Annotated in this window: 31 protein-coding genes and 1 riboswitch; of the genes, 12 read left to right on the top strand and 19 right to left on the bottom strand. The window is 77.4% G+C overall.

Annotation, left to right across the window (positions count from 1 at the left end; all coding sequences use genetic code 11):
* Nucleotides 1-211: 211 nt before the first annotated feature.
* A complete protein-coding gene (gene acs / locus ACI79L_RS18115; RefSeq protein WP_456938103.1) occupies nt 212-2,164 on the bottom strand; it encodes an acetate--CoA ligase in 1,953 nt (650 codons plus the stop codon).
* A gap of 122 nt (nt 2,165-2,286) precedes the next feature.
* On the opposite strand from acs, the gene ACI79L_RS18110 reads away from it, so the two are divergent.
* A complete protein-coding gene (locus ACI79L_RS18110; RefSeq protein WP_456938102.1) occupies nt 2,287-2,994 on the top strand; it encodes a (2Fe-2S)-binding protein in 708 nt (235 codons plus the stop codon).
* Nucleotides 2,995-3,060: 66 nt separating this feature from the next.
* Here the strand turns inward: ACI79L_RS18110 and ACI79L_RS18105 are convergent, their stop codons facing one another.
* The 3 genes from ACI79L_RS18105 to ACI79L_RS18095 all read right to left on the bottom strand — a co-directional run bounded on the left by ACI79L_RS18105 (nt 3,061) and on the right by ACI79L_RS18095 (nt 6,239).
* The gene (locus ACI79L_RS18105; protein ID WP_456938101.1) at nt 3,061-4,410 is read right to left on the bottom strand and encodes an esterase; all 1,350 of its coding nucleotides are present in this window, start codon (nt 4,408-4,410) and stop codon (nt 3,061-3,063) included.
* Nucleotides 4,411-4,491: 81 nt separating this feature from the next.
* Nucleotides 4,492-5,547 (bottom strand): S-adenosylmethionine:tRNA ribosyltransferase-isomerase, encoded by a 1,056-nt coding sequence (locus tag ACI79L_RS18100; RefSeq protein ID WP_456938100.1) that lies wholly within the window; start codon nt 5,545-5,547, stop codon nt 4,492-4,494.
* Nucleotides 5,544-6,239: an SDR family NAD(P)-dependent oxidoreductase gene (locus ACI79L_RS18095; protein ID WP_456938099.1), complete on the bottom strand. Its 696-nt coding sequence runs from the start codon at nt 6,237-6,239 to the stop codon at nt 5,544-5,546. The genes ACI79L_RS18100 and ACI79L_RS18095 overlap by 4 nt, the downstream gene beginning before the upstream one ends.
* 45 nt (nt 6,240-6,284) lie before the next feature.
* Between ACI79L_RS18095 and soxR the strand changes: the two genes are divergently transcribed.
* From soxR to ACI79L_RS18075, 4 genes are all read left to right on the top strand, one after another.
* On the top strand, nt 6,285-6,752 hold the full coding sequence (soxR, locus tag ACI79L_RS18090; RefSeq protein WP_456930434.1) for a redox-sensitive transcriptional activator SoxR: 468 nt from the start codon (nt 6,285-6,287) through the stop codon (nt 6,750-6,752).
* A gap of 81 nt (nt 6,753-6,833) precedes the next feature.
* Nucleotides 6,834-7,685: a 4,5-DOPA-extradiol-dioxygenase gene (gene ygiD / locus ACI79L_RS18085; RefSeq protein WP_456938098.1), complete on the top strand. Its 852-nt coding sequence runs from the start codon at nt 6,834-6,836 to the stop codon at nt 7,683-7,685.
* A gap of 142 nt (nt 7,686-7,827) precedes the next feature.
* Complete coding sequence (locus ACI79L_RS18080) at nt 7,828-8,670, top strand: hypothetical protein (protein ID WP_456938097.1); 843 nt, start codon at nt 7,828-7,830, stop codon at nt 8,668-8,670.
* Nucleotides 8,654-9,334 carry a class F sortase gene (locus ACI79L_RS18075; protein ID WP_456938096.1) on the top strand — a complete coding sequence of 227 codons (681 nt, stop codon included), beginning with the start codon at nt 8,654-8,656 and terminating at the stop codon, nt 9,332-9,334. The genes ACI79L_RS18080 and ACI79L_RS18075 overlap by 17 nt, the downstream gene beginning before the upstream one ends.
* A 7-nt stretch (nt 9,335-9,341) precedes the next feature.
* On the opposite strand, the gene ACI79L_RS18070 is transcribed toward ACI79L_RS18075, so the two are convergent.
* Genes ACI79L_RS18070 through ACI79L_RS18020 form a run of 11 tightly spaced genes read right to left on the bottom strand, consistent with a single transcriptional unit; the run spans nt 9,342 to nt 19,334 of the window.
* Nucleotides 9,342-10,040, bottom strand: a complete 699-nt coding sequence (locus tag ACI79L_RS18070; RefSeq protein WP_456938095.1) for an SGNH/GDSL hydrolase family protein — start codon at nt 10,038-10,040, stop codon at nt 9,342-9,344.
* A 3-nt stretch (nt 10,041-10,043) separates the two neighbouring features.
* Nucleotides 10,044-11,240 (bottom strand): uroporphyrinogen-III C-methyltransferase, encoded by a 1,197-nt coding sequence (gene cobA / locus ACI79L_RS18065; protein WP_456938105.1) that lies wholly within the window; start codon nt 11,238-11,240, stop codon nt 10,044-10,046.
* Between the two features lie 47 nt (nt 11,241-11,287).
* Nucleotides 11,288-12,367: an Rv2231c family pyridoxal phosphate-dependent protein CobC gene (cobC, locus tag ACI79L_RS18060; RefSeq protein WP_456938094.1), complete on the bottom strand. Its 1,080-nt coding sequence runs from the start codon at nt 12,365-12,367 to the stop codon at nt 11,288-11,290.
* Nucleotides 12,364-12,711, bottom strand: a complete 348-nt coding sequence (locus ACI79L_RS18055) for a cobalamin biosynthesis protein (RefSeq protein WP_456938093.1) — start codon at nt 12,709-12,711, stop codon at nt 12,364-12,366. The genes cobC and ACI79L_RS18055 overlap by 4 nt, the downstream gene beginning before the upstream one ends.
* Entirely contained in the window at nt 12,702-13,553 is an 852-nt protein-coding gene (locus tag ACI79L_RS18050) for an energy-coupling factor ABC transporter ATP-binding protein (protein ID WP_456930441.1), read from the bottom strand. Before ACI79L_RS18050 ends, ACI79L_RS18055 begins: the two co-directional genes overlap by 10 nt.
* Nucleotides 13,550-14,284 carry a cobalt ECF transporter T component CbiQ gene (gene cbiQ / locus ACI79L_RS18045; protein WP_456938092.1) on the bottom strand — a complete coding sequence of 245 codons (735 nt, stop codon included), beginning with the start codon at nt 14,282-14,284 and terminating at the stop codon, nt 13,550-13,552. The genes ACI79L_RS18050 and cbiQ overlap by 4 nt, the downstream gene beginning before the upstream one ends.
* Nucleotides 14,281-14,595 carry an energy-coupling factor ABC transporter substrate-binding protein gene (locus tag ACI79L_RS18040; RefSeq protein ID WP_456938091.1) on the bottom strand — a complete coding sequence of 105 codons (315 nt, stop codon included), beginning with the start codon at nt 14,593-14,595 and terminating at the stop codon, nt 14,281-14,283. Before ACI79L_RS18040 ends, cbiQ begins: the two co-directional genes overlap by 4 nt.
* Nucleotides 14,592-15,278 (bottom strand): energy-coupling factor ABC transporter permease, encoded by a 687-nt coding sequence (locus ACI79L_RS18035; RefSeq protein WP_456938090.1) that lies wholly within the window; start codon nt 15,276-15,278, stop codon nt 14,592-14,594. Before ACI79L_RS18035 ends, ACI79L_RS18040 begins: the two co-directional genes overlap by 4 nt.
* Complete coding sequence (locus ACI79L_RS18030) at nt 15,265-16,647, bottom strand: cobyrinate a,c-diamide synthase (RefSeq protein ID WP_456938089.1); 1,383 nt, start codon at nt 16,645-16,647, stop codon at nt 15,265-15,267. Before ACI79L_RS18030 ends, ACI79L_RS18035 begins: the two co-directional genes overlap by 14 nt.
* A gap of 37 nt (nt 16,648-16,684) precedes the next feature.
* Nucleotides 16,685-17,299, bottom strand: coding sequence for a cob(I)yrinic acid a,c-diamide adenosyltransferase (gene cobO, locus ACI79L_RS18025; protein ID WP_456938088.1), 615 nt, complete (start codon nt 17,297-17,299; stop codon nt 16,685-16,687).
* Between the two features lies 1 nt (nt 17,300).
* Complete coding sequence (locus ACI79L_RS18020; protein WP_456938087.1) at nt 17,301-19,334, bottom strand: putative cobaltochelatase; 2,034 nt, start codon at nt 19,332-19,334, stop codon at nt 17,301-17,303.
* Between the two features lie 58 nt (nt 19,335-19,392).
* Nucleotides 19,393-19,521, bottom strand: a riboswitch (cobalamin riboswitch).
* Between the two features lie 105 nt (nt 19,522-19,626).
* Here ACI79L_RS18020 and ACI79L_RS18015 point away from each other — a divergent pair.
* Genes ACI79L_RS18015 through ACI79L_RS18000 form a run of 4 tightly spaced genes read left to right on the top strand, consistent with a single transcriptional unit; the run spans nt 19,627 to nt 21,746 of the window.
* The gene (locus ACI79L_RS18015; RefSeq protein WP_456938086.1) at nt 19,627-20,073 is read left to right on the top strand and encodes a hypothetical protein; all 447 of its coding nucleotides are present in this window, start codon (nt 19,627-19,629) and stop codon (nt 20,071-20,073) included.
* Nucleotides 20,070-20,363 carry a transcriptional regulator gene (locus ACI79L_RS18010; protein ID WP_456938085.1) on the top strand — a complete coding sequence of 98 codons (294 nt, stop codon included), beginning with the start codon at nt 20,070-20,072 and terminating at the stop codon, nt 20,361-20,363. The genes ACI79L_RS18015 and ACI79L_RS18010 overlap by 4 nt, the downstream gene beginning before the upstream one ends.
* The gene (locus tag ACI79L_RS18005; protein ID WP_456938084.1) at nt 20,360-21,427 is read left to right on the top strand and encodes an AbrB family transcriptional regulator; all 1,068 of its coding nucleotides are present in this window, start codon (nt 20,360-20,362) and stop codon (nt 21,425-21,427) included. The genes ACI79L_RS18010 and ACI79L_RS18005 overlap by 4 nt, the downstream gene beginning before the upstream one ends.
* Nucleotides 21,428-21,458: 31 nt before the next feature.
* Entirely contained in the window at nt 21,459-21,746 is a 288-nt protein-coding gene (locus ACI79L_RS18000; RefSeq protein ID WP_456938083.1) for a hypothetical protein, read from the top strand.
* A 7-nt stretch (nt 21,747-21,753) separates the two neighbouring features.
* Here the strand turns inward: ACI79L_RS18000 and ACI79L_RS17995 are convergent, their stop codons facing one another.
* Nucleotides 21,754-22,260 (bottom strand): type II toxin-antitoxin system PemK/MazF family toxin, encoded by a 507-nt coding sequence (locus ACI79L_RS17995; protein WP_456938082.1) that lies wholly within the window; start codon nt 22,258-22,260, stop codon nt 21,754-21,756.
* A gap of 158 nt (nt 22,261-22,418) precedes the next feature.
* Here ACI79L_RS17995 and ACI79L_RS17990 point away from each other — a divergent pair, with 158 nt between their 5' ends.
* Entirely contained in the window at nt 22,419-22,613 is a 195-nt protein-coding gene (locus tag ACI79L_RS17990; RefSeq protein WP_456938081.1) for a hypothetical protein, read from the top strand.
* Between the two features lie 4 nt (nt 22,614-22,617).
* Here ACI79L_RS17990 and ACI79L_RS17985 read toward each other — a convergent pair whose 3' ends face one another.
* On the bottom strand, nt 22,618-23,043 hold the full coding sequence (locus tag ACI79L_RS17985) for a VOC family protein (RefSeq protein WP_456938080.1): 426 nt from the start codon (nt 23,041-23,043) through the stop codon (nt 22,618-22,620).
* Between the two features lie 94 nt (nt 23,044-23,137).
* A complete protein-coding gene (locus ACI79L_RS17980; protein ID WP_456938079.1) occupies nt 23,138-23,734 on the bottom strand; it encodes an MSMEG_1061 family FMN-dependent PPOX-type flavoprotein in 597 nt (198 codons plus the stop codon).
* A 32-nt stretch (nt 23,735-23,766) separates the two neighbouring features.
* Between ACI79L_RS17980 and ACI79L_RS17975 the strand changes: the two genes are divergently transcribed.
* Nucleotides 23,767-24,165 carry an acyl-CoA thioesterase gene (locus ACI79L_RS17975; protein WP_456938078.1) on the top strand — a complete coding sequence of 133 codons (399 nt, stop codon included), beginning with the start codon at nt 23,767-23,769 and terminating at the stop codon, nt 24,163-24,165.
* Between the two features lie 142 nt (nt 24,166-24,307).
* Nucleotides 24,308-24,823 carry a cupin domain-containing protein gene (locus ACI79L_RS17970; RefSeq protein WP_456938077.1) on the top strand — a complete coding sequence of 172 codons (516 nt, stop codon included), beginning with the start codon at nt 24,308-24,310 and terminating at the stop codon, nt 24,821-24,823.
* 164 nt (nt 24,824-24,987) lie between these two features.
* Here the strand turns inward: ACI79L_RS17970 and ACI79L_RS17965 are convergent, their stop codons facing one another.
* Nucleotides 24,988-25,416, bottom strand: a complete 429-nt coding sequence (locus ACI79L_RS17965; RefSeq protein ID WP_456938076.1) for a hypothetical protein — start codon at nt 25,414-25,416, stop codon at nt 24,988-24,990.
* Nucleotides 25,417-25,682 lie beyond the last annotated feature (266 nt).

Here is a 25,682-nt window from a genome sequence, read left to right as displayed (position 1 = left end):
GTCGAAGGCCTCGGGCGTGTGCTCGGGCGACTGCCGGTCGACGACGTCGTGCCACCACAGGTCGCGGCCCTCGGTCCACGCGACGTCCTGCTCGGTCCACCGGACCACCAGCACGTTGCGGACGCCCTCGGTGCGGCTGACGGCGTCGTCGACCGCGGGCTTGAGCGCGCTGGGCGCCCCGCGCCGCGGCGCGGGGCGGGCCTCCGGTGCCTCAGTCCTCGGAGCCGCTGGTGGCGGGCAGCTTCTCCTTGATCAGGTTCATCACCGAGGAGTCGGTCAGCGTGGTGACGTCGCCGAGCTCGCGGTTCTCGGCCACGTCGCGCAGCAGCCGCCGCATGATCTTCCCCGAGCGGGTCTTGGGCAGCTCCTGCACGACCATGATCTGGCGCGGCTTGGCGATCGGCCCGATGTCCTTGGACACGTGGCTGCGCAGCTGCTGCACCAGGTCCTCGCCGGAGTCCTGGGCGGACCCGCGGAGGATGACGAACGCGACGATGCCCTGCCCGGTGGTCGGGTCCGACGCGCCGACGACCGCGGCCTCGGCGACGGCGGGGTGCGCGACCAGCGAGGACTCGACCTCGGTGGTGGAGATCCGGTGGCCCGAGACGTTCATGACGTCGTCGACCCGGCCGAGCAGCCAGATGTCGCCGTCGGCGTCCTTCTTGGCCCCGTCCCCGGCGAAGTAGACCTCCTTGCCGAACCGCGACCAGTAGGTGTCGACGTAGCGGTCGTCGTCGCCCCAGATGGTGCGCAGCATCGACGGCCAGGGCTGGGTGAGGACCAGCAGGCCGGTGGTGTCGTCGCCGAGCTCGTTGCCCTCGTCGTCGACGACCTTGGCCGAGATGCCGGGGAACGGCGTCTGCGCCGAGCCGGGCTTGAGGTCGGTCACGCCGGGCAGCGGCGTGATCATGTGCGCGCCGGTCTCGGTCTGCCACCAGGTGTCGACGATCGGGCAGCGGCCGCCGCCGATGTTCTCGTGGTACCAGAGCCACGCCTCGGGGTTGATCGGCTCGCCGACCGAGCCGAGCACCCGCAGCGAGGTGAGGTCGAAGCCGGCGGGGATGTCCTCGCCCCACTTCATGAAGGTCCGGATCACCGTCGGCGCGGTGTAGAGGATCGAGACGCGGTACTTCTCGATCAGCTCGAACCAGCGGCCGCGGTGCGGGGTCTCCGGGGTGCCCTCGTACATCACCGACGTCGCCCGGTTGGCCAGCGGCCCGTAGACGATGTAGCTGTGGCCGGTGACCCAGCCGACGTCGGCGGCGGTCCAGTAGACGTCGGTGTCGGGCTTGAGGTCGAAGGTCGCCCAGTGCGTGTAGGCGACCTGGGTGAGGTAGCCGCCGGAGGTGTGCAGGATGCCCTTCGGCTTCGCCGTCGTCCCGGACGTGTACATGATGTAGAGCGGGTGCTCGGCGTCGAAGGCCTCGGGCGTGTGCTCGGGCGACTGCCGGTCGACGACGTCGTGCCACCACAGGTCGCGGCCCTCGGTCCACGCGACGTCCTGCTCGGTCCGCCGGACCACCAGCACGTTGCGGACGCCCTCGGTGCGGCTGACGGCGTCGTCGACCGCGGGCTTGAGCGCGCTGGGCGCCCCGCGCCGGTAGCCGCCGTCGGCGGTGATCACCAGGACGGCGCCGGCGTCGGTGATCCGGCTGGCCAGCGCGTCGGCGGAGAAGCCGCCGAAGACGACCATGTGGACGGCGCCGATGCGGGCGCAGGCGAGCATCGCGACGATCGTCTCGGGGATCATCGGCATGTAGATCGCGACCCGGTCGCCGGCCTGCACGCCGAGCTCGAGCAGCGCGTTGGCCGCCCGGCAGACGTCCTCGGTGAGCTGGGCGTAGGTGATCGTGCGGGTGTCGCCCGGCTCGCCCTCCCAGTGGTAGGCGACCTGGTCGCCGTGGCCGGCCTCGACGTGCCGGTCCAGGCAGTTGTAGGCGACGTTGAGCTTCCCGCCGACGAACCACTTGGCGAACGGCGGATCGGTCCAGTCGAGGACCTCGTCCCACTCCTGCGTCCAGCTCAGCCGGCGCGCCTGGGTCTCCCAGAACGCCAGCCGGTCGGCCTCGGCCTGCTCGTACACGTCCGGGCCCACGTTGGCGGACGCGGCCAGCTGCTCCGGCGCCGGGAACCGGCGGCCCTCCGACCCGGTCGACTCGCTCACGTGTGCTCCCTCCGTCTCGTCGCTGCGCACGCCGTGCCGGCGGCGTGTCCCAGCACACACCGTAGGGGCCCGGGCCGCGCGCGGGGCCGGGGACCGCAACGTCGTTGCAGCAGACTGGGGCCGTGGACGGCGGACCGCAGGCGGTCGTGGCGGCCCGGGTGCCCGGGGCCGCCGGTCTCGGCCTGCTCGCCCCGCCGTCGGCGCGCCCGTTCCCGGCCACGCTGCTGGCCGACCCGGACCGGACGGCGGAGCGGATCGCGGCGCTGGGCCGCCGGTACCGCAGCACCGACCGGCGGGTGCTCGCCACCGTGTGGTGGTACTCGGCGTCGGCGGTGCTGCTGACGCCGGTCGCCGCCGGGCTGGCCACCGGCCGGCCGCTGTCGGCGCGGCCGGCCGACACGACCCTGTACGAGATCGCCGGCGGCACGGTGCTGGCCGCGGTCTCACGGGCGCCCGCGGGCCCGGACCCGGCGGGGGAGCTGCGGGAGGCGCTGGGGTCGGCGATCGCCGCGGTGGCCGCGGCCGGCGGGGTCCGCGAGCGGCCGCTGTGGGCGGTGGCCACCGACTCGCTGGCCGGCCGGCTGCTCGCCGTCGGGCGGGCGCTCGGCGACGTGGGGACGGTCACCGCGCTGGCCGCGCCGCTCGCCGCGGCCGTCGGCGACCCGATGCCCGCGCCCCGGTACACCGACGTCGGCGGCGTCCGGTTCGTCCGGCGCGCCTCCTGCTGCCTGCTGTACCGGTTGCCCGGCGAGGCCCTGTGCACCGCCTGCCCCGGCCGGCCGCCGGCGGACCGGCAGGTGCTGCTGGAGGCCGCCGCCGGCCTGTGGTGAGGCCCGGGGCCGGGACGGCGACGGGGCGCCCGGACCGGAGTCCGGACGCCCCGTCGGGGAGCTGCGTCAGCCGGCGGCGCAGACCCGCGCGTAGTCGGCGTCACCGGCGTGCGGGCCGCTGGTGAACCGGCAGCCGTAGGCGCGGTCGGCCACGACGGCGGGGTCGAGGACGTCGTCCCCGGCCGGGCGGACGCCGTTCTCCACCCAGTTCACCAGGTCGGTGAAGGCCTGGTTGCGCTCGGCGGCGGTGAAGTCGCAGTGCCCGACCGAGCGGATGGCGCGCTGCACGAGCAGGTCGCCGTTGCCGTGCGCGAGGGCGTCCTGGGCGTACAGCTGCTCCATGCTGAACGGCACGAACAGGTCGCCCAGGCCGTGCAGCGAGAGCACCGGGACGTCGAAGGTGCCGCTGATGGTCGGGACGCCCGACAGCCCGTTGCCGCCCGGGGAGGCCTGCACGCGCAGGACCTCGGCATTGAGCTCCCGCTCGGCCGCGCTCAGCGCCGGGTCGGCGTCGAGCTGGTAGACGCGGTCGGCGTTGCCGGGCACCGACTTGGTGGCCGGCTCCTCGCCGTAGCCCGGGTACTGCGGGTGGACGGTCAGCAGGAACTCGTCGAAGGAGGCGAAGCCGGCCTCGGCCAGCGGGCGCTCACCCCCGGAGCGCAGCTCGGTCAGCGCCTGGAGCTGCTGCCCCGCCTCGGTCAGCGCGGACGGGGTGGGCGCCGGGCTGATGCCCAGCTCCGTGCGCATGGTCGGCGTCACCGTCGCCACGTAGTCCGCGGGCGCGGGGAACACCTGCGGGACGTCCGCCAGCGACTGGGCGGCCAGGTTGTAGTCGAGGAAGAAGTCGAACAGCCGGCGGTCGCCCATGACGCCGCAGCGGGGCAGGGCGCCGTCGTACTGGTTCCGGTACTGCTCGATGGTGACGCCGATGACGTGCCCGCCCATCGAGTCGCCGGTGATGTAACGGTGCTCGGGGGCGCCGTAGGTGGCGTCGAAGTACTGCGCCAGGCGGTGGGTGCTCTTCACGCCCGACACCGGGTCGTAGCCGTTCTCGCTGTAGCTGGAGGCCGCCCAGGCGTAGCCCTGGCCGACGAGGAAGTCGCGCTCGGGGGGATTGCTGACCGTCAGCTCGGCGCCGGTGCCGCGGTAGCCGTGCGCGTAGACGACCAGGTCGCCGTTCCAGTTCTCCGGGACCTCGATGCGGTAGCCGGCGCCGTCGTCCAGCACGCCCCACTCGCGGGTCGTGGTGGTGCCGGGCAGGGCGGTGAACGGCAGCTTCGCCTCGTCGACGAAGTACTCGACCGGCGCGGGCACGGGGTAGCGCGGCGGGGGAGCGGCGCCCGCGGGCGCGGCGGTCGCGGTCACGGCCAGCGCCGTGGCGACGGGGAGCAGCAGCAGGCGGAGCGGTCGTCTCACGGAGGGGCCTCCCGGCATCGGTGACGGTGCCGGAACACTAGGTGACGCTGTTCCATCACCCCACGCCGGGTGTGGCTTGGCTCACGCCTCGTGAGCGGAGCCGGTCCCGCGACCGGGCAGGAAGAGCATCGAGTCGCCGAACTCGTGCCAGAGGTAGGCGCCGGCCGCGGCCGCCGCGTAGGCGCGCGCGACCAGGTCCCGGCCGGCCACCGCCTCCAGCAGCAGCAGGTGGCTGGCCTCGGGCTCGTGCAGGCCGGTGACCAGCCCGGTCACCGCGCGGGCCGGCCGCTCCGGGCCGAGCACGAGGTCGGTCCAGCCCTCGCCGGGCCGGGTGACGCCGTCCTCGCCGGTCACCGTCTCCAGCGCCCGGGTGACGGTGGTGCCGACGGCGACCACCCGCCGCCCGGCCGCCCGCGTCGCGGTGACCAGCCGCGCGGTGACCTCGGGGACCCGGTAGCGCTCCGGCGCCGGCGGCTCGTGCAGCTCGGGGCTGGAGACGCCCGCGTGCAGCACCAGCGGCACCACCGGGACGCCGCGGGCCATGAGGCGGACCAGGAGGCGGTCGGTGAACGGCCGGCCGGCGCTGGCGTTCTCCGCGCTGCCCGGCTCGGTGGCGTAGACGTTCCGGACGTCGTCGAGCGCGACCGGCCCGCGCAGGTGGCGGTAGCGGACCGGCTCGCCGTGCCGGGCCAGGTAGGCGGGGACGGCGACGGCCGGCTCGGCGACCGCCCGCCACAGCCGTCCCGGGCGCGCCGGCTCGGGGAAGCCGGCGCGCAGGACCAGCCGGACGCCGCCGGGCAGCAGGAGCGCGGCGCCGGGCTCGAGCCCGGTCTCCGGGCCGTCGTCGGCCGGGCGGCGCACCTCGACCACCCAGGTCCCGTCGTCGAGCGTGGTCGAGACGTGCACCGGCGCGCGGGAGCCGTCGGCGCGGCGGGCGGTCAGGCGCGCCGGCAGCGTCGCCGAGGTGTTGACCACGACCAGGTCCCCGGGCTCGAGGAGGCCGGGCAGGTCGCGGAACCGGGCGTGGGTGAGGCTGCCCGGGCGGACGGCCATCAGCCGGACGCCGTCCCGGGCCAGCCCCCGGCGCTCCGGCGGCTCGCCGGCCTCCGCCCCCATGGGCACGGCGACGGCGGTCACCGGTGCGCCGCCGTCGCGAGATCGGCGACCCGCACGCGCGGGCCGGGCGGGTCCCCCTCCAGCAGCGTCAGCAGCGCCGGGGCGACGTCGGTCGGATCGGCGAGGCCGGCCGGGTCGGCGCCGGGGTCGGCGGCGGCGTGCATGTCGGTGGCCATGTCGCCCGGGTCGACGGCGACCACGCGCAGCGCCGGGTGCTCGACGGCGAGCACCGCGGTGAGCAGGTCGAGCGCCGCCTTGCCCGCCCCGTAGCCGCCCCAGCCGGGGTAGGCCCCGACGGCGGCGTCGCTGCTGATCGACACGACCGTCCCGCGGGCCCGCTCCAGGGCGGGCAGCACCGCCTGCACCAGCGCGAGCGGCGCGACGGCGTTGGTCCGCAGCAGGTCCTCCAGCGCCGCCGGCGGGAGATCGGCCAGCCGCGGCAGCGGGACGGGGCCGAGCGCGGAGGCGTTGTTGACCAGCAGGTCGAGGCGGTCGCCGGCGGCGGCGGCCAGCGCGGCGCGGTGGGCCGGGTCGGCGACGTCGCCCGGCACGGCGGTGACCAGGTCGGGGCGGGGCAGCCCGGCGACGGCGGCGGTCAGCCGGCCGGCGTCCCGGGCGTCGACGACGAGCCGCCACCCGCGGCGGGACAGCTCGGTGGCGAGGGCGAGTCCGAGGCCGCGGGAGGCCCCGGTGACCAGTGCGGTGGGTGTCATGCGGCTACCGTGGGACCTGAAGTCGACTTGAGGTCAAGGGGCGCCGTGGAGCTGCTCGCGATCGGGGAGGTGGCCGCCCGGTCCGGCCTCGCGCCGTCGGCGCTGCGGTACTACGAGGCCGAGGGGCTGATCGCCGCGAGCCGCACCCCCGGCGGCGCGCGGCGCTACCCCCGCTCGGTGCTGCGCCGGCTGGCGTTCGTCCGCGCGGCGCAGAACGTCGGCCTGTCGCTGCCGGAGATCCGCGAGGCGCTGGCCACGCTGCCCGACGGGCGCACGCCCTCGGCGCGCGACTGGGCGCGGCTCTCCCGCGGCTGGCGGGACCGGCTCGACGCGCAGATCGCCGCGCTGGAGCAGCTGCGCGACGGGCTGACCTCCTGCATCGGCTGCGGCTGCCTGTCGCTGACGTCGTGCGCGCTGTCCAACCCGGGCGACGCCGCGGCGGCGGAGGGCCCCGGCGCCCGGCGGCTGTCCCCGCTGCTGCGCCGCGTGCCCCCGGCCGGCCGCGCGGGCTGAGCGCGCCTCGCGGGGGCCGCCGGAGGCGGGCATGATCCGTCCGGGACCGAGTCGCGGGACGCCGCCGGGGAGGACAGCCGCATGACCCTCATGCCCGCCGCCTTCATCGGCCACGGCAACCCGATGAACGCCCTGGAGCGCAACCGCTACACCGACGCCTGGCGGGCCTTCGGCCGTGCGGTGCCCCGGCCGCGGGCGATCCTCGTCGTCTCCGCGCACTGGTACGTGCACGCCACCGCGGTGACGGCGATGCCGCGCCCGCGCACCATCCACGACTTCTTCGGCTTCCCGGACGAGCTCTTCGACGTCTCCTACGACGCCCCGGGGCTGCCCGAGCTGCACGAGCAGGTGTCCGACGTCGTGTCCCCGACCTGGGTGGGCGCCGACCTCGACAGCTGGGGGATCGACCACGGCGCCTGGTCGGTGCTGGTGCACGCCTTCCCCGACGCGGACGTCCCGGTGGTGCAGCTGTCGATCAACGCGCTCAAGGGCCCGGACTACCACCTGCAGATGGGCGCGGCCCTGGCGCCGCTGCGCGAGGACGGCGTCCTGGTGATCGGCAGCGGCAACGTGGTGCACAACCTCGGCGGGGTCAGCCGCGCGCTGCCGGACGCCGGCTTCGACTGGGCGCAGCGCTTCGACCAGGCCGCGCGCGAGGCCATGCTCACCGACCCCGGCGCGGTGGGCCGCCTGGACGGGCACCGGGACTTCGACCTCGCCGTCCCCACGCCCGACCACTTCCTGCCGCTGCTGTACGTCGCCGGCATGGCCGGGGCCACCGGGACGACGGCGGAGGTGCTGGTCGACGGCTACGCCTACGGGTCGCTGTCGATGACCTCCTACACGGTCGGCATGCCCGCACCCGGCGCCGAGGGCGGCGGCTTCGCCGCGCCGCTGCCCGAGGGGCCCCCGCCGGACGGCGCCAACATCTAGCCGCCCGCCGGAGCGGTGACCGGTTCACTCCGCAGCGTGACGGCGAACCGACGGGACGGAGGGGTCCGTCACCGATCGATGTCACGGTCGTTCCCCCCGGACAGTGACGCCGCTCGTGTCCTGACATCCCCGGGGGGTCCCGTTGTCGTCCGCTCGCCGTTCCCCGTCCCGCAGGCCCCGTGGCCGCCGGGCGCTGCTCGTCGCCGGCCTGGTCGCCGCGGCGGTCGCGACGCCCGGGGTGGCCGCCGCCGCTCCGGGCGACGCCCCCACCGACCCGCTCGAGGGCGTCGTCACGACGCTCGAGCAGGCCGTGACCGGGCAGGGCGGGGACGCCGCCGACCCTCCGGCGCCGCCCGGCGGTGCGCTCCCGCTGCCGGGCGCCGGCGAGGAGGAGCCCGCCGGGCCGGCCCCCGCGGAGGAGGGCCCGGTCCCGCCGCTGCCGGAGGCGCTCGTGCAGGGCCTGCAGTCCGCGCTCGCCCCGCTCGGCGTGCCGGAGCACTGCGTCCAGGGCGTGGCCGACGGCGTGGAGGACCTGTTGAACGGCGTGGTGTCCCAGGACCCCGCGGCGGCCGTGCAGGACCTGGTCGCCGGGCTGCAGGGAGCGCTGACCGGCCTGGCGTCCGGGCAGCCGCCGGCGCTGGACCCCGCGGCTCTCGGGAGCGCCGCCGCGGACGTCGCGGCCGACGTCGAGGCCCTGCTCGCGGCGTTCCAGGCCTGCCTGCCCGCCCTCCCGGAGACCCCCGAGCCGCCCGCGCCGGCGCCCGAGCCCGCCCCCGAGGCGCCGCACGAAGCACCGGTCGCCGCGCCCGTGGCCGGGCAGCCCGTGCAGTACCCCGGCTACGCGCCGACCGGCGGGGACGAGGGCGTCGAGACCGGGGGGCCCGGCGCGGTGGTCCCGCCGGCCGCCCTGGGCGGTGCCCTCCTGGTCGCCGGCGGGGCCGGTGCCGCCGTCTCCCGGGCGCGGTCCCGTGCGGTCGGTCGCTAGGGAGCTCTCGGGCCAGCGCCTGCCGCTGCTGGTCTTCCTCGTCGTCGTCCTCGCCGGGGCCGGCGTGTTCGTGTGGACGGGGCGCCCGGCGGCCGACGCCGCCGCGGCGCCCCCCGCCGCCTCGCTGGTGGCGGTGCCGGCGACCGGTGAGGTGCCCGCCCTGCCGGCCGCCGTCACCCCGGCCGGGGGCCCGGTCGTGCCGGCGCGGATCGCCGTCCCGGCGATCGGCGTCGACACCGCGGTCGAGTCCCGCGGGACGGTGCGGTACGAGAACCCGTTCACCGGCCGGGACGTCGACGGCTACGGCGTGCCGCGGTCGATGCGCACCACGTCGTGGTGGTCCGACGGGCCGGCGCCCGGGTCCGGGCAGATGGCCGTCGTCCTCGGTCACGCCGGGGCCGCGGGCGGCGCGGTGTTCGACCGGCTGCCGGAGCTGTCCCCCGGCGACGAGGTGGTCCTGGTCGACGCCGGCGGCGCCTGGCTGCGGCTCGAGGTGCTCGGCGACCCGGTGACCGGGCTGGACAAGGCCACCTCGGCCCTCGCGGACACGCTCAACGGGCACCCGGCCGGCGCCGACCTCGCGCTGGTCACCTGCGGCGGCGAGTTCGACGAGTCCGCCGGCGCCAGCGAGGACAACACCGTCGTCTTCGCCCGCGTGGTCTGAGGCCGGTTCAGGCCAGCGCCACCCGGGCGAGGTCGTCGGCCCAGGTCCGGCAGGCGGCGGCGCCCGGGTGGAAGCCGTCGTCGGCGAACAGCCCCGGCCGGTCCAGCGGCGGCGCGGGGGCGTGCCGGACGTCCGGGCGCGTCAGGCGCCCCAGCTCGGCGTCGAGGGCCCGGGCCCGGCGGCCGAGCACCCCGCGCAGCGGCTGCGGCAGGGTGGGGAAGCGGCCCAGGTCCGGCAGCCCGGCCAGGACGACGACGCCGTCCGGCGCGGTGAGCGGCGCCAGGGCGCGCAGCAGCGCGGTCACGTCGCGGCGCCAGGCGGCCCGGGAGCGCAGCCGTAGCGTGTCGTTGACGCCGAACGCGACCAGCACGACGTCGGCGGGCGGGCCGGCCCGCCCGGGGACCAGCAGCCCGGGCGCCTGTGCGACCGTCGTCCCGGTGCGCGCCGACAGCCGCCAGCGCACCTCCCGGCCGCTGCGGGCGGCCAGCGCGGCGGCGAACCGGGCGGCGAGCCCGTCCTCCTGCGTGGCGACCCCGACGCCCGCGGCCGGCGACTCCCCGACGACCGCCGCGGTCAGCGGCGGCCCGTCGCCCGGGACGACGCCGGCGCGCGGCCCGGGCGCCTCCGGCAGCACCGGCGTGCGGCGGCGGACCCCCGCGCCCTGCACCAGCAGCACCGGCGCCAGGGCGACCGCGAGCGCGTGCACGGGCTACAGCCGCGTCCCCAGGGCGACGACCTCGCCCACGACCCACACGGCCGGCGGGCGGATGCCCTCGTCGGCCAGCGTCCCCGCCAGCCCGGCCAGCGTGGTGCGGACCGCGCGCTGGGTGGCCGTGGAGCCGTCGGCGACGACGGCGACCGGCGTGTCCGGCGCCCGGCCGTGCTCGACCAGCGCCGCGGCGATCGCCCCGGCGGTGTCCACGCCCATGAGCACGACGACCGTGCCGCGCAGCCGCCCGAGCGCGGCCCAGTCCACCAGCGACTGCGGGTGGCCCGGCGGCACGTGCCCGGACACGACGACGAACTCGTGCGTCAGCCCCCGGTGGGTGACCGGGATGCCGGCCAGCGCGGGCACCGCGATCGCGCTGGTCACGCCGGGCACCACCTCGACGGGCACGCCCGCGGCGACGCACGCCTCGAGCTCCTCCATGCCGCGGCCGAAGACGAACGGGTCGCCGCCCTTGAGCCGCACCACCCGCCGGCCGGCCAGCGCGTGCTCGACCAGCAGCGCGTTGATCTGCTCCTGCGCCATCGACCGGCCGCGCGGCAGCTTGGAGGCGTCGATGACCTCGACCTCCGGCGGCAGCGAGGCCAGCAGCGACTGCGGCGCCAGGTGGTCGGCCAGCACGACGTCGGCCTGCGCGACCGCCTGCTGCCCGCGCACGGTGATCAGCCCCGGGTCGCCCGGCCCGCCGCCGACGAGCACCACGCTGCCGGCCCGGCCGCCCTCCGGCTCGCGGGCGGCGCGGTCGCGGATGCTGCCGTCGGTCAGCCCCGCGACGACGGCGTCGCGCACGCCCACCGCCCGCTGCGGGTCGCCGCCGCCGTGCACGCCGATCACCAGGTCGCCCTGCCGGCCGACGGCGGGGGTCCAGACGCTCGAGGCCGACCGGTCGTCGGCGCGGGCGCAGAACACCCGCAGCCGCTCGGCCTCCTCGGCGACCGCGGCGTTGACGGCGGGGTCGTCGGTGGCGGCCACCGCGTACCAGGCGCCGTCGAGGTCGCCGGGCTGCCAGCCGCGGCGCACCCAGGTCAGCGAGCCGGGCGCGACCAGCGCCTCCAGCGCCGGGGTGACCTCGGGGCTGACGACGGTCACCCGCGCGCGGGCCTCGAGCAGCCCGGCCACCCGGCGGTGCGCCACCTGCCCGCCGCCGACCACGACGACGCGGCGGTCGAGCAGGCGCAGGCCGACGGGGTAGACGACGCCGGACGCAGGGTCGACGGGCGTGGCGCTCAGCGGTGCTCCTCCGGGACGGGGGCCGGCTGCGACGTCGTCGTCGGCACCGGACCGGGGATCTCGGCTCCAAGGATCGCAGCGAGGTCCGCGGCGAACGCACGCGAGGTCGCCGGGTCGCGCACGGCGACGCGGAGGTGGTCGGGGGACAGGCCGGGGAAGGTGTCGCCGCGGCGCACCGCCCAGCCGCGCCCGCGCAGCGCCGCGCGCACCCGCCCGCCGCCGGGCACCCGCAGCAGCACGAACGACGACCGCGGTTCGCCGAGGACGGTCACACCGGCGGGGAGTGCGGCCAGCAGCGCGGCGCGGTGGGCCTCCAGCTCGCGGGCGGCCGCGTCGGCCTCGGCGCGGGCGGCGGGGGTGGTGCAGGCGACCGCCGCGGCCAGCGCGGGCGTGGACAGCGGCCAGTGCGGCTGGGCGGCGGCCATCGCCGCGACCAGGTCGGCCGGGCCCAGCGCGTAGCCGACCCGCAGCCCGGCCAGCCCCCACGTCTTGGTCAGGCTGCGGACGACGAGCAGGCCGGGCAGGTCGGGGCGGCCGGCCAGCGACCCCGGCTCGCCGGGCACGGTGTCGGCGAAGGCCTCGTCGACCAGCAGCACCCGGCCGGGGCGGGCCAGCGCGGCGACGTCGGCGGCCGGGTGCAGCACCGACGTCGGGTTGGTCGGGTTGCCCAGGACGACGAGGTCGGCGTCGTCGGGGACGTCCCGCAGGCGGTAGGACGGCGGCTCCAGCAGCAGCCGCTCCACCGGGTGCCCGGCCGCGCGCAGCGCCGCCTCCGGCTCGGTGAACGACGGGTGCACCACCACCGCCCGCCGGGGCCGGACCGCCCGGGCGAGCAGCACGAACGCCTCGGCGGCGCCGGCGGTGAGCAGCACCTCGGCGGGGCCGCGGCCGTGCGCGGCGGCCACCGCGGCGCGGGCCGGGCGGGCGTCGGGGTAGGCGGCGACGTCGTCGAGGGCCCGCCGCAGCACCGCCCGCAGCCACGGCGGCGGGGTGCCGGCGCGGACGTTGACGGCGAGGTCGGTGAGGCCCGGGCCCAGGTCGAGGTCGCCGTGGTGGTCCAGGTCGTACGAGGTCACCCGGCCACCGCCACGGTCACCCGCCCGTGCACGGTCTTGCCCACCACCAGCCGGGCGCCGCCGAGCAGGGCCGCGGCCTCGGCCACCGACGCGGTGCCCACCGCCGCGGCCACCCGCGCCGAGGGCGAGGGGACGGCGACCCGGGCGAGGTCCGCGGCGGGGTGACCGGCCAGCGGCCAGCCGCGGGCGGCGGCGGCGGCGACCAGGCCGGGCTCGGCGGCGCGCGCGTCGAGGGTGGCCAGCCGCGCCACCCGGGCGTCCGGCGGCAGGACGGCGTCGACGGCGGTGAGCACCTCGTGCGCGCTCACCCCGGGGACCGCGCCGACGCCGACGGTCACGTCCACGGGGTCACGCCCGGCCGGTCGGGGAGGGCGGCGAGCAACGCGGCGGCGTCGCGGGGGAGCGGGCCGGCGGGGAGCAGGCCGAGCTCGCGCAGCCGGGCGCCGACGGTGAGCGCCCAGGGCCGGTCGAGGCGGGCGCGGGCGAGCAGGGCGTCGTCGGCGAGCAGCTCCTCCGGCGGGCCCTGCACCACCCGCCGGTCGACGACGACGGCGACCTCGTCGGCCCAGGCCAGCGCCAGGTCGACGTCGTGCGTGCTCATCACGACCGTGGAGCCCGACGCCTGCAGCCGGTCGAGGGCGGCCAGCGCCTCGGCGACGGCGGAGGGGTCCAGGCCGGCGGTGGGCTCGTCGAGCAGCAGCACGCAGGGGCGCATGGCCACCGCGCCGGCGATCGCCACCCGCTTGCGCTCGCCGTAGGACAGCTGGTGGGTGGGCCGCCCGGCCAGGCCGTCGACGGCGAGCAGCGCCAGCGCCTCGGCCACCCGGGCGCGCACCTCGTCCTCGGGCAGGCCGAGGTTGAGCGGGCCGAAGGAGACGTCCTGGGCCACCGAGGCGCTGAACAGCTGGTCGTCGGGGTCCTGCAGGACCAGCTGGACCTCCTGCCGGTGCGCCCGCAGGCCGCGGCGGGTGTGGTGCAGCAGCGCGCCGTCGACGGCGACCCCGCCGGCGTCCGGGCGCAGCGCGCCGGACAGGCAGCGCAGCAGCGTCGTCTTGCCCGAGCCGTTGGCGCCGAGGACGGCCAGCCGGCGGCCGGCCGGGACGGTCAGCGCGGCGCCCTCCAGCACCCGGCGGCCGCGCTCGTAGCCGACGACGAGGCCCTCGGCGGTCAGTGTCCGGTGGCTCACGCGAGCACCCCGACGGCGACCAGCGCGGCCAGCCCCGCGGCGGTGGCGGCGAGGAAGCCGCGGGAGGAGGGCCGGGAGTCGGGCAGCACCCGCAGCCCGGTCTCCATCCCGCGTCCGGCGAGACCCTCCTGCAGCCGGCGCGCGCGGTCGAAGGACCGGGTGAACACCGCTGCCGCCAGCGCCCCCGAGGACCGGTAGGAGCGGCGCCAGGTCGAGTGGCCCATCCGCGCGGTCTGCGCCTCGCGGACGGTCCGCAGGCTGGCCAGCAGCACGAACAGCAGCCGGTAGGTCACCCCGGCCACCTCGACGACGGCCGCCGGCACGCGCAGCCGGCGCAGCGCGGCCAGCAGGTCGGTCATCGGCGTGGTGGTGGCCAGCAGCAGCACCGCCGCGCCCCCGGCGACCGAGTGGCCGACCAGCGCGCCGGCCTGCTCCGCGGCGTCCGGCGCCCAGCCGAGCCCGCCGTCGCCCACGGACACGACGGCGGTGAGCGCCCCGACGGCGACGAAGGCCAGCGGCCAGCGCACCGCGCGGCCGAAGGTGCGCGCCGGCACCCGCGCCGGGCCCAGCGCGAGGACGACGGCGGTGACCGCGACCAGGACGCTGCCCGGCCACACCGGCAGCACGAGCGCGCAGACGACCAGGCCGCCGGTGAGCAGGAGCTTGTCCACCGGCGAGCGGGTCCGCCAGGCGCTGGCCCAGGCGGCGTCGTCGACCGCCAGCCCCGTCACGGCGCCTCGGGGGGCGGGGCGGCCTGCTGCTCCCGCGCCTGCCGCCGGCCGCGCAGCCGGCCGAGCACGTAGCCGAGCACGCCGCCGCCGAGCGCGGCCTGCAGCGCGAACAGCCCCGACTCGACCTCCGCCGAGGACGGGCTGAACACCGACTCGAACCACGGCGTGTAGCCGGACTCCTCGATGACCTCGGTGGCCCGGCTGTCGCTGCCGGCGTAGTCGGAGGCGCCGCCGTCGAGGGCCAGCGGGAGGGCGAACAGCGCCACCACCGCGAGGACGAGCAGCGCGGTGACCAGGCGGCGGCGGGTCACCGGGCCTCCTCCGCGGTGGCCGCCGGGCGCAGCAGGCCGAGGCGCTCGAGCTCCGGCCGGGCGTTGACGGTGAGCACCCGGAACAGCAGCACGCCGAGCAGGCCCTCGCCGACCGCCAGCGGCACCTGGGTGACCGCGAAGACGCCGAGGAACTTGACCGCCGCGGCGAGGAGGCCGCCGTCGGCGTCGGGGAAGGCCAGCGCGAGCTGCAGCGACGTCGTTCCGTAGGTGGCGAGGTCGGCCAGGGCGAGGGCGACGAAGACGCCGGGCAGCAGCCCGGCGCCCAGCGCCCGCGCCAGCCGGTAGGCGCCGTAGCCGACCCACGGCCCCACGACGGCGAAGGAGAACGCGTTGGCGCCGAGCGTGGTGAGCCCGCCGTGGGCCAGCAGCAGCGCCTGGAACAGCAGGACGACCGTGCCGAGCAGCGCCATCACCGGCGGCCGGAACAGCACCGCCCCGGCGCCGGTGCCGGTCGGGTGGCTCGAGCTGCCGGTCACCGAGGGCAGCTTGATCGCGCTGAGCACGAAGGTGAACGCCCCGGCCGCGCCGAGCAGCAGCGTGGACTCCGGGTGCTCGCGCACCTCGGTCACCACCGCCCGGGCGCCGTGGACGACGAACGGCGCGGCGGCGATCGTCCAGCCGATCGCGTGCGGCGCCGGCAGGAAGCCCTCAGCGATGTGCATGGCGTGCCCTCTCCGGGACGGCGGCCGCGCAGGCGGCCACGAACCGTTCGGCCAGGGCCGGGGAGCCGGCCCAGTGCAGGTGCAGGTAGGAGGCGTGCACCGAGCCGGCGACGAACCCCTCGGGCGCGTCCCCGGGCCACCGCCAGGCCGGGGTGGGGCCGGCGCCGGGGAGCGCGTGGGTGCGGTGGAACTCGTGCCCGCGCACCCGGGTGCCGGCCGGCGCCAGCACGCTGTCGGACAGGGCGACCGCGGCGCGGTAGCCGAGGGTCAGCCGCGGCGTCATCGCCGTCGCGACGTCGAGGACGCCGCACATCGGCGCGCCGTCGAGCTCGCGGGAGAGGTAGAGCAGCCCGGCGCACTCGGCGGCCACCGGGCCGCCGCCGGCGGCGAGGGCCGCGATGGCCTCCCGCAGCGGGGCGTTCGCCGACAACTGGTCGGCGTAGACCTCGGGGAACCCGCCGCCGACGACCAGCCCCGCGGTGCCCTCGGGCAGCGCCTCGTCGCGCAGCGGGTCGACGGTCACCACCTCGGCGCCGGCCGCGGCGAGCAGCTCGGCGTTCTCCGCGTAGCCGAAGGTGAACGCCGGCCCACCCGCGACGGCGATCCGCGGCCGCCCGGCGGCCGCGGCGACCTCGGCGGCCGGGTCCCACGGCGTCCCGTCGAGGTCGGGTGCGGACCGGGCCAGCCGCAGGACGGCGTCGAGGTCGAGCCCGGCGCCGACCACCTCGCCGAGGCGGCGCACGGTGGCCAGCGCCTCGGCCGAGCGCTCGGCGGCCGGCACCAGCCCCAGGTGCCGCGACGGCGTGCCGAGGGCGTCCAGCCGCCGGACCGCGCCGAGCACCGGCACCCCGGCCGCGTCCAGCGCCTCGCGCAGGATGGCCTCGTGCCGGTCGCTGCCGACGCGGTTGAGCACCACGCCGCCCAGGCGCACCCGCGGGTCGAAGGTGGCGAAGCCGTGCACCAGCGCCGCCACGCTCTGCGCCTGCGCGCCCGCGTCCACGACCAGCACCACCGGCGCCCGCAGCAGCCGCGCGACGTGCGCGGTCGAGGCGAAGCCGGGCTCGACGTCGGGGGAGGTGGCGCCGTCGAACAGGCCCATCACGCCCTCGACGACGGCGACGTCGGCCCCGCGCGCGCCGTGCAGGAACAGCGGGACGACGCGCTCCTCGCCCTGCAGCACCGGGTCCAGGTTGCGGCCCGGGCGGCCGGCGGCGAGGCCGGTGTAGCCGGGGTCGATGTAGTCGGGGCCGACCTTGTGCGGGGAGGCGGCCAGCCCGCGGGCGGTCAGCGCGGCGACCAGCCCGGTGGCGATCGACGTCTTGCCCGCGTTGCTGCTCGGGGCCGCGACCACCACGCGCGGGGCGCTCACCACCGTGCCACCCCGGCAGAAATGGCCATTTCTGCCGTCACCACTCGATCCCCCGCTGGCCCTTCTGGCCGGCGTCCATCGGGTGCTTGACCTTGGTCATCTCGACCACGAGGTCGGCGGCGTCGACCAGCGCCTGCGGCGCGTCCCGCCCGGTGACCACCACGTGCTGGGTGCCGGGCCGGTGCGTGAGGGTCTCGACGACGTCGTCGACGTCCACCCAGCCCCACTTCAGGGGGTAGGTGAACTCGTCGAGGACGTAGAAGCGGTGCGCCTCGGCGGCCAGGTCGCGCTTGATCTGCGCCCAGCCCTCGGCGGCGTCGGCGGCGTGGTCGACCTCGGTGCCCTGCCGGCGCGACCAGCTCCAGCCCGAGCCCATCTTGTGCCAGACCACCGGCCCGCCCTCGCCGGTCTGCTCGTGCAGCCGGCCCAGCGCGGTCAGCGCGTTCTCCTCGCCGACCCGCCACTTCGCGCTCTTGACGAACTGGTAGACCGCGACCGGCCAGCCCTGGTTCCACGCCCGCATCGCCATGCCGAACGCGGCGGTGGACTTGCCCTTCATCGCGCCGGTGTGCACGACCAGCAGCGGCCGGTTGCGGCGCTGCCGGGTCGTCAGCCCGTCCTGCGGGACGACGGCGACCTGCCCCTTCGGCATCTCAGGCCGCCTGTCGCACGGAGCGGACGGTGGCCGCGAGCGACTCGGCGGCGAGCTCCTCCAGCCGGAGGGTGTGCGCGCCGAGGTGGGTGCCGAGGACGCCGGCCAGCCCCAGCCGCACCGGCCCGGACTCGCAGTCGACGACGACCGCCGCCGTGCCCGCCTCGCCCAGCCGCCGGGCGGTCGCGTGCGCGGCGCCCAGCGCGTCGGAGCCGCGGGCGCCGGTGGCCCGCCCGTCGGTGACGACGACCAGCAGCGGGCGCCGCTGCGGGTCGCGCACCCGCTCCACCCGCAGCGTCTCCTCCGCGCGCAGCAGCCCGGCGGCCAGCGGCGTGCGCCCGCCGGTGGGCAGCTCGCGCAGCCGCGCCGCGGCGGCCTCGACCGACCAGGTGGGCGGCAGCGCGAGGGCGGCGTCGGCGCCGCGGAAGGTGACCAGGCCGACCTTGTCGCGGCGCTGGTAGGCGTCGAGCAGCAGGGACAGCACCGCGCCCTTGACCGCGCCCATCCGCGCCCGCGAGCCCATCGAGCCGCTGGCGTCGACGACGAACAGCACGAGGTTGCCCTCGCGGCCCTCGAGCGTGGCCTGGCGCAGGTCGCCGCGCTGCACGCGCAGGCCGGGGCCGGTGCGCCCGCGGGCCGCCTGGTGCGGCGCGGCGGCGAGCACGGTGTCGACCAGGTGCAGCCGGGTCACCGGCCCGGACGGGCGGGTGGAGCCCACGACCCGGCCGCGCTCGGCGCGCGCCTTGGACCGCCGCCCGGCCGCGCCCGCCCCGACGCCGGGCACCTCGAGCCGGCGGGTGCGGAACGGGTCTGCCGGCGCGACCGCGGCCCGCTCGGACGCCGGCGCGGAGCCCGGTCCCTCGTCGAGATCACGTGATCTCGGCTCGCCGTCCGCGGGGCTCCCGTCGAGATCACGTGAACTCGACGGGGAGTCGGGGCCGTGCCCGTCGTCACCGGAGGGAGGCGGGGGAGCGCCGCCACCGTCGTCGCCGTCGCCGTCCGGGGGAGGCGGCGGGTCGTCGTCCTCGGGGCGGCTGTCCCCGAGCGCCTGCTCGAGCGTGTCGTCGTCGAGGCCGGGCGCGTCGAACGGGTTGCGGCGCCGGCGGTGGGGGAGGGCCAGCCGGGCGGCGACCCGGACGTCGTCCTCGGTGACGGCGTCGCGGCCGGACCAGGCGGCGTGCGCAATCGCGGTGCGCGCGGTGACCAGGTCGGCGCGCAGCCCGTCGACGTCGAAGGCGGCGCACACGGCGGTGACCTGGCGCAGCGCGTCGTCGGAGAGGACGACGTGCGGCAGGCGGGCGCGGGCGCCGGCGATCCGGGCGGCCAGCTCCGCCTCCTCGGCCTCCCAGGCCGCGGCGAACCCGGCGGGGTCGGCGTCGAAGGCGAACCGGCGGCGGACCACCTCGGCGCGCTCGGCCGGATCCCGCGGGGCGGCGACCTCCACGGTGAGCCCGAACCGGTCGAGCAGCTGCGGGCGCAGCTCGCCCTCCTCGGGGTTCATCGTCCCGACCAGCAGGAACCGCGCCGCGTGCCGCACCGAGACGCCCTCGCGCTCGACGTAGGCGGTGCCCATCGCGGCGGCGTCGAGGAGCAGGTCGACGAGGTGGTCGTGCAGCAGGTTGACCTCGTCGACGTAGAGCACGCCCCGGTGTGCGGCCGCCAGCAGGCCGGGCTCGAAGGCCTTCACGCCCTCGGTGAGCGCCCGCTCGAGGTCCAGCGACCCGACGACGCGGTCCTCCGACGCGCCCACCGGCAGCTCGACCAGCCGGGCCGGGCGGGTCTGCGCCGGCGCCGCGGGCTCGTGCGGGCCGTCGGGGCAGGCCGGGTCGGGGGCGGCGGGGTCGCACGCGAACCGGCAGCCGGGCACGACGGCGACCGGCGGGAGGACGGCGGCCAGTGCGCGCACCGTCGTCGACTTGGCCGTGCCCTTCTCGCCGCGCACCAGCACGCCGCCGATGGCCGGCGAGACCGCGTTGAGCAGCAGGGCCAGGCGCATGTCGTCCATCCCGACGACGGCGCCGAAGGGGTAGGTCATGCGGCACGTGTCCTCTCCCCGGGTGTCCACGCCCGGAGGTGGCAGGGACGACGGCGGGAGTCTCCTGGCTCCCGGATCAGCGCCCGGCCCCGGCCTTCCCGGCCCCTCGCGGGACCAGTGGCCTCAGGTGGGGTCGGACTCCCCGGTCACAGTGGCGGGACCGCGCCGGACTCGCACCGGGCTTCCTCCACTGCCGTCGCTGTGGCCCGGTCATGGAACCACGCGATCCGGCGGGGCGGGAGGCCGGGCGGTGACTTGACGGAACGGAAAGAGGCGGTCCACGCTTTCCGACATGGAAAACGACGCGATCGACCGCGACACCGCCGCCGCGCAGCTCGCCACGCTGCGGGCCGACCGGGAGGCGCTGGCCGACCGCGTCCTGCAGCCGTGGTGGTACGACGTCGCGCTCGGCCTGCTGCTGTTCGCCCTCCTCGCCAGCTACGCCCTCGACTCGCTGTGGGTGACCTTCCCGGCGCTGGTCCTGTTCGCCGCCGGCCTGGGCGCGCTGGTGGCGGCCTACCGGCGGATCACCGGGGTGTGGGTGGACACCCCGCCGCGGGTGGCGGCGGCCTGGGGCGCGTTCGTCCTGGTCGTCCTCGTGCCGGCGTTCGTGCTGGCGGAGGGGTACGACCGGCATTGGGTGATGGTGCCGGCCGGCGCGGTGCTGGGCGTCGCGGCCGGCGGGCTCAGCCGGGTGTGGGGCCGCCGCTGGGTGGCCGGGCTGCGGAGCGGGCTGTGACCGCGGTCGCGCCGCACTTCGACGCGGTCATCCACCCGCCGCCGCGGCTGCAGATCTGCGGGCTGCTCGCCGCCGTCGCCACGATGGAGTTCGCCACCGTGCGCGACCGGGTCGGCGTGAGCGACTCGGTGCTGTCCAAGCACGTCAAGCAGCTGGAGGAGGCCGGGTACGTGGAGGTCAGCAAGGCGACCGTCGCGTCCCGCCAGCGCACCAGCCTGTCGCTGACCCGGACCGGGCGCCGCGCCTTCGAGGCGCACGTCGCCGAGCTGCGCCGCATCGCCGGTCTGTGAGGGGGCGTCGCCCCGACCCCCGCGGGCTCGCCGACGCCGCCCTCGTCCTCGCCGGCGCCGCGGCGGCCGGGTGGCTGCTCGCCCGCGTCGGCGTCCCGTCGGCCGCGCTGTTCGGCGGGCTGCTCGCCGGCCTGGTGCGCGGCCTGGCCGGGCGCACGCCGCTCGACGTCCCGCGGCCCGCGGCGGCCGCGGCGCAGGCGGTCGTCGGCATCTCGATCGGCGCGCTGGTCGACCCCGACACCCTGGCCGCCATCGGCGAGGACTGGGCGCCGGTCCTCCTGGTCACCCTCGCCACGCTGCTGCTCACCGTCGGCGCCGGGCTGCTGCTGCGCCGCCAGCCCGGGATCAGCCCGGTGACCGGGGCGTTCGCGATGATCGCCGGCGGCGCGTCGGGCATCACCGCGATGGCCCGCGACCTCGGCGCCGACGACCGGATGGTCGCCGTCCTGCAGTACCTGCGGGTGCTGCTCATCGTCGTCGCGATGCCGGTCGTGGCGACGACGGTCTACGGCGCGGACCCCGGCGCCGGGGGCGCGGTCACCGTGGAGGCCGGGCCCGGCTGGCCCGCCGGGCTGCTGTTCACCGCCGCCTGCGGCGTGGTGGGCGCGGTGCTGGCCCGGCTGGTGCACCTGCCGGTGCCGGCGCTGCTCGGGCCGCTGCTGGTGGCCGCCGCGGCCGACCTCGGCGGGCTCTCCGGCGGCGCCACGGTGCCCGGCCCGGTGGAGGCGGCGGCATTCGTGCTCATCGGCCTGCAGGTGGGGCTCCGGTTCACCGTCGCGAGCCTGCGCACCGTGGGCCGGGCGCTGCTGCCGGCGCTGGCGGTGATCGTCGGCCTCGTCGTCGCGTGCGCCGGGCTGGGCGTCGTCCTGTCGGCGGCCACCGGCGTCAGCGAGCTCGACGCCTACCTCGCGACGACGCCCGGCGGCCTCTACGCCGTCCTCGCCACGGCCACCGGTACCGGCGCGGACGCGACCTTCGTGCTCGCCGTCCAGGTGCTGCGGCTGTTCGTGATGCTGCTCGCGGCGCCGCTCATCGCCCGCAGGCTGCGCCGCCGGCCGTCCTGACCGGTGGCACCGCGCGCCTACCCTCGACCGGGTGAGCCGTGCGCCGGAGGAGGAGACCGAGCTGTCCGACGTGGAGACTGCCGTCGTGGACGCCACCGCCGACGAGCAGGACGCCGTCCTGCTGTTCGTGGGCGGTCCCCTCGACGGGCGGGTGGAGGTCCGCGCCGCCCGGCACGGCGCGCCGCTGCCCACGGTCACGCACGTGCACCTGCACGGCGGGCCGAAGGTCGTCTCGCGCTACGACCTGCAGCCCCTGCCCGGCCAGGCCGGCGTCTACCACCTGCGCCAGCGCGAGCCCCAGCCGCGCCGCGGCGACTGACCCGCGCTCACCAGCCCTGCGTGCGCCGGGCGGCGTCGACCACCCGGTCGAACAGCGCCCGGTCCAGCGCCGCGCCCTCCCGCCGCACCCGCGCGGGGTCCAGGGTCAGCAGCCGGTCCAGCCGCACCTCGCTCGGCCGGCCCCGGCCGTCCCAGGCGCCGGTGCCGACGTCCATCCAGCTGCGCCCGTACCGGGCCTCGTCGGCGGCGTCGCGGTCGTGGTCCTTGCTGGTCAGCAGGAGGCCGAGCAGGTCCTCCCCGCGGCGGCCGACGACCAGCACCGGGCGGTCCTTGCCCCGGCCGTCGCCCTCGTCGAAGGGCACCCAGGCCCAGACGACCTCGCCCGGGTCGGGCCGGCCGTCGGCCCGCGGCCGGTAGCCGACGTCGATCCCCGCCGGCCGGGCGGCGGTCGGCGGCGCCGGGGCCGGGCGGCGCGCGGCGCGGCGGGCGGACGGCGCGGCGACGGTGCGCACGAGCCCGCGAACGGCGGCCACGAGGCGGCGCGGGCGGTCCATGGACAGGAACCGTACGGAGGCGCCAGCGGACACGCCGTCCCGTCTGCCTCGTTCGTCACACCGGTACCAAGCCGCCCCGGTTCCGGTTACGGCGGGTCGATCGCGGGCACCATTGCGTCACGGGACGCCAGCACCGCGTCCCGGGAGAGGGGGCTCCCATGACCTCGGCCCAGCCTGTGATCCCCGCAGTCCCGCTGTCGCGGGAACCGCGCGCCAGCGTGCTCGCCGCGTTCCAGCTCGTCGAGGACGCCCGGTACCTCGGCACCGAGCGCAGACCCCGGCGCAACCGGGTCCGCCGCGTGGCCCGGCGCGCGGTCGTCACCCGGCGCCTGGCCCGCGACCTGCCCGTCTAGGCCCTCAGGTCACGCAGAACTCGTTGCCCTCCGGGTCGGCCATCGTCACCCAGGAGAACGGGCCCTGCGACGCCCGCCAGAGCTCGGTGGCGCCCATCCCGAGCAGCCGCGCCACCTCGGCCTCGCGCCGCTCGTCGCCCACCCGCAGGTCCAGGTGCACGCGGTTCTTGACCGTCTTCGCCTCGGGCACGCCCTGGAACAGCACGCGCGGCCGCCCGGGGTCCGGCGCGGTGATCGCCGCGCCGGCGGCCCACACCAGCGCGCCGCGATGCGTCGTCGTCTGGTCCTCGCTCGCGTGCCCGGCCTCGACCATCCGCCGGATGAACGCCTCGTCCTGCGGCTCCACCCGCCAGCCCAGCGCCTCGGCCCACCAGTCGGCGAGCACGTGCGGCTCGGCGGCGTCGATCGTCACCTGGAACTCGGTCGCCATGGCCGCAGCCTGGCAGGGCCTGGTGACGGGCTGGAACGGCCTGCCTGCAGGGACCCAGCGCGAGCCCGCGAGCGGTGGGGGCAGGGAGGTCCTCCTAGAGCTCCAGGGCGAGGTCCGCGCGGATGGTGGCGTCGTCCGGCAGCGGGTTCTCCAGCCCGCAGTGGTCGCGGATCATCGTGCCGAACGGCGGCAGGGCGCCGCGGTCGATCCGGCTCGCCGGGTCCCACAGCCCCGAGCGCATGACCGCCTTGGCGCAGTGCAGGTAGGCGCGCTGCACGGTCACCACCATGACCGAGCGCGGCTCCCGGCCGAACTCGGTGAGGTCGAGGCCGAGGGCGTCGGCGGGCAGCAGCCCGGCGGTGCCGAAGACCTTGAGCGTCTCCTCGAGGCCGGGGACGAAGAACAGCAGCGCCACCCGCGGGTTGACCGCCACCTTGCGGAGGCTGTCGAGCCGGTTGTTGCCCTGCCGGTCGGGCAGCACCAGCCGGTGCTCGTCGAGCACCTTGACGAAGCCCGGGTCGCCGCCGCGCGGGGAGACCTCCGGCCAGCCGTCGGCGTCGGCGGTCGAGAGGGTGAGGAACGGCGACAGCCCGATCAGGGCCCGGCAGTGGACGTCGAGGTGGTCGATCTCCTTGTCCAGCACCAGCTGCGAGGGCGGGCGGTAGGAGGCGAGGACCGGGTCGGGCTGCACGCGACGACGGTAGCCCCCGCTAGCGTCGCGCCGTGCCGGTCACGTGGAGCTCCCCGGTCCGTTTCGTCGAGTGCGACCAGCAGGGCGTCGTCTTCAACGCGCACTACCTCGTCTGGGCCGACGAGGCCTCCACCGCGTGGTGGGCGTCGATCGGGCTGCCGTGGGACGAGCTGGCGGCGCGGGTGGACCCGGTGGTCAAGGCCAGCACGCTCGAGTGGTCGTCGTCGGCCGGCTGGGGCGACACGGTCGACGTCGACGCGCAGGCCGAGCGGCTGGGGCGCACCAGCGTGACCGTGCGGTTCACCGTGCGCGTGGGGGAGCGGGTCTGCTGCGTCGTCCGCAACACCTACGTCGCGCGCGCCGGCGGGCAGCCCGTGCCGTGGCCCGACGACGTCCGGGAGCGTCTCGAGGCCGCGCTCAGCGCGGGCTGAGCCGGGGAACGGGTCTCGGGAGCGGCCTCCGCCGGGCACGCCCGCCGGAGCGCCTGCCGGGCTCCCGGGCACGGCGCCTCTCGACTCCCGGCGCCGGGAGCGGGACCATGCACGCCCGGAGGAGCCAGAGCGAGGAAGCGGCATGGACGAGAGCACCCCGCCGCCGCTGACGATCGTGCGACCGGGCCAGGGGCGGGTGGTGGACCTCCCGGACGGCGTGGGCGTCGCGTTCAAGCTGTGGGGGGAGGACACCCACGGATCGATCGCGGTGGTCGAGCACCCGTTCGCGATCGGTGCGTACGTGTCCGCCCACCTGCACACGCGCGAGGACGAGTACTCGATCGTCGTCGAGGGAGAGATCGGCTTCCGCTCGGGAGACCGCGAGGTGGTGCTGGGCCCCGGGGGCTACATCACCAAGCCCCGCGGGGAGCTGCACGCCATGTGGAACGCCGGCTCGGTGCCCGCGCGGATGATCGAGATCATCAGCCCGGCCGGGTTCGAGCGCTTCTTCCGCGACGTCGCCGACCTCGCGGATGCCGGCGAGACCGACGTCGCGAGGTTCCTCGCCCTCGCGGACGAGTACGGCCTCCAGGTGGCCGATCCCGACTGGCAGGCCGACGTGATCCGGCGCTACGGCCTCACCCCGCCGTCCTGGTGACCGCACTCCGAGCGGCCGATCGCAGCGCTCGCCAGATGCAGCCTCCGGGCGGGGCGGGTGACCGGTCCCCACCCTCCGCACCTCGCTGCCGGACTCAGCGCGGGCCGAGTACGGCTGACGAGGGTGATCGATCGCGTCCTGCTGACTGCAACCGCAGCGAACGGTCAGCACTCGAGCCCGTCCTCGGTGACCCCGACGTTGATGCAGTCCAAGCCGGCCGCGAGCTCGGAGCGCTCCGCCCGCGTCAGCTTCCCCGGTTCGAAGCGAACGACGATCCACCCCGACAGGTACGCCTCACCCGCGAAGTCGCGCGCCGCGGCCACGGCGTCCTCCCGCTCGGCGAACCGGTACATGGTCAGGGTGTCGGACTGCACGGCCTGACGGCACGGTAGATCGGCACCGCACAGCTCGTCCGTGGCCCAGCGAGCCCCCGGCACCATCGACTGCGTCCAGGCGTCCTCGGCTCCGACCCAGCTGCCGAGGTCGATGTGCTCACGGCCGCCGTAGCGGAAGTCGTCGGTCCCGACGTACACGGCCAGCGCGCCTGACGCCGCCCCGACAACACCGGCCGCGAGCACGAACCACTTGACCACTCGTCTCACTCCTGCCGGCGGTACCTGCGTGCCCGTCCGCGCGGTCGGTGGCACCGGGACACGTGCGCGACCAACTGCTGACGCCGCGACGTGCCCCCGCGGGCTGGCACATCATCACCGTGCCGGGCACTGGTCGGCCCGCATCCGCCCGGGCGTTTCCCCAGGCGCACCCAGCCCGCAGGCCCCCGCTTCGGACGCGCGCGCCTCCCTCACCCGGTGCCGCTCGGCTGCCGGCCTGCCGCCGGACCCCGCCCTTCTCGCTGAGT

The sequence above is a fragment of the Geodermatophilus sp. SYSU D00684 genome, from assembly GCF_054050455.1.
Note: the sequence above shows the minus strand (reverse complement) of the source record. Positions and strands in the feature narration are given on the sequence as shown.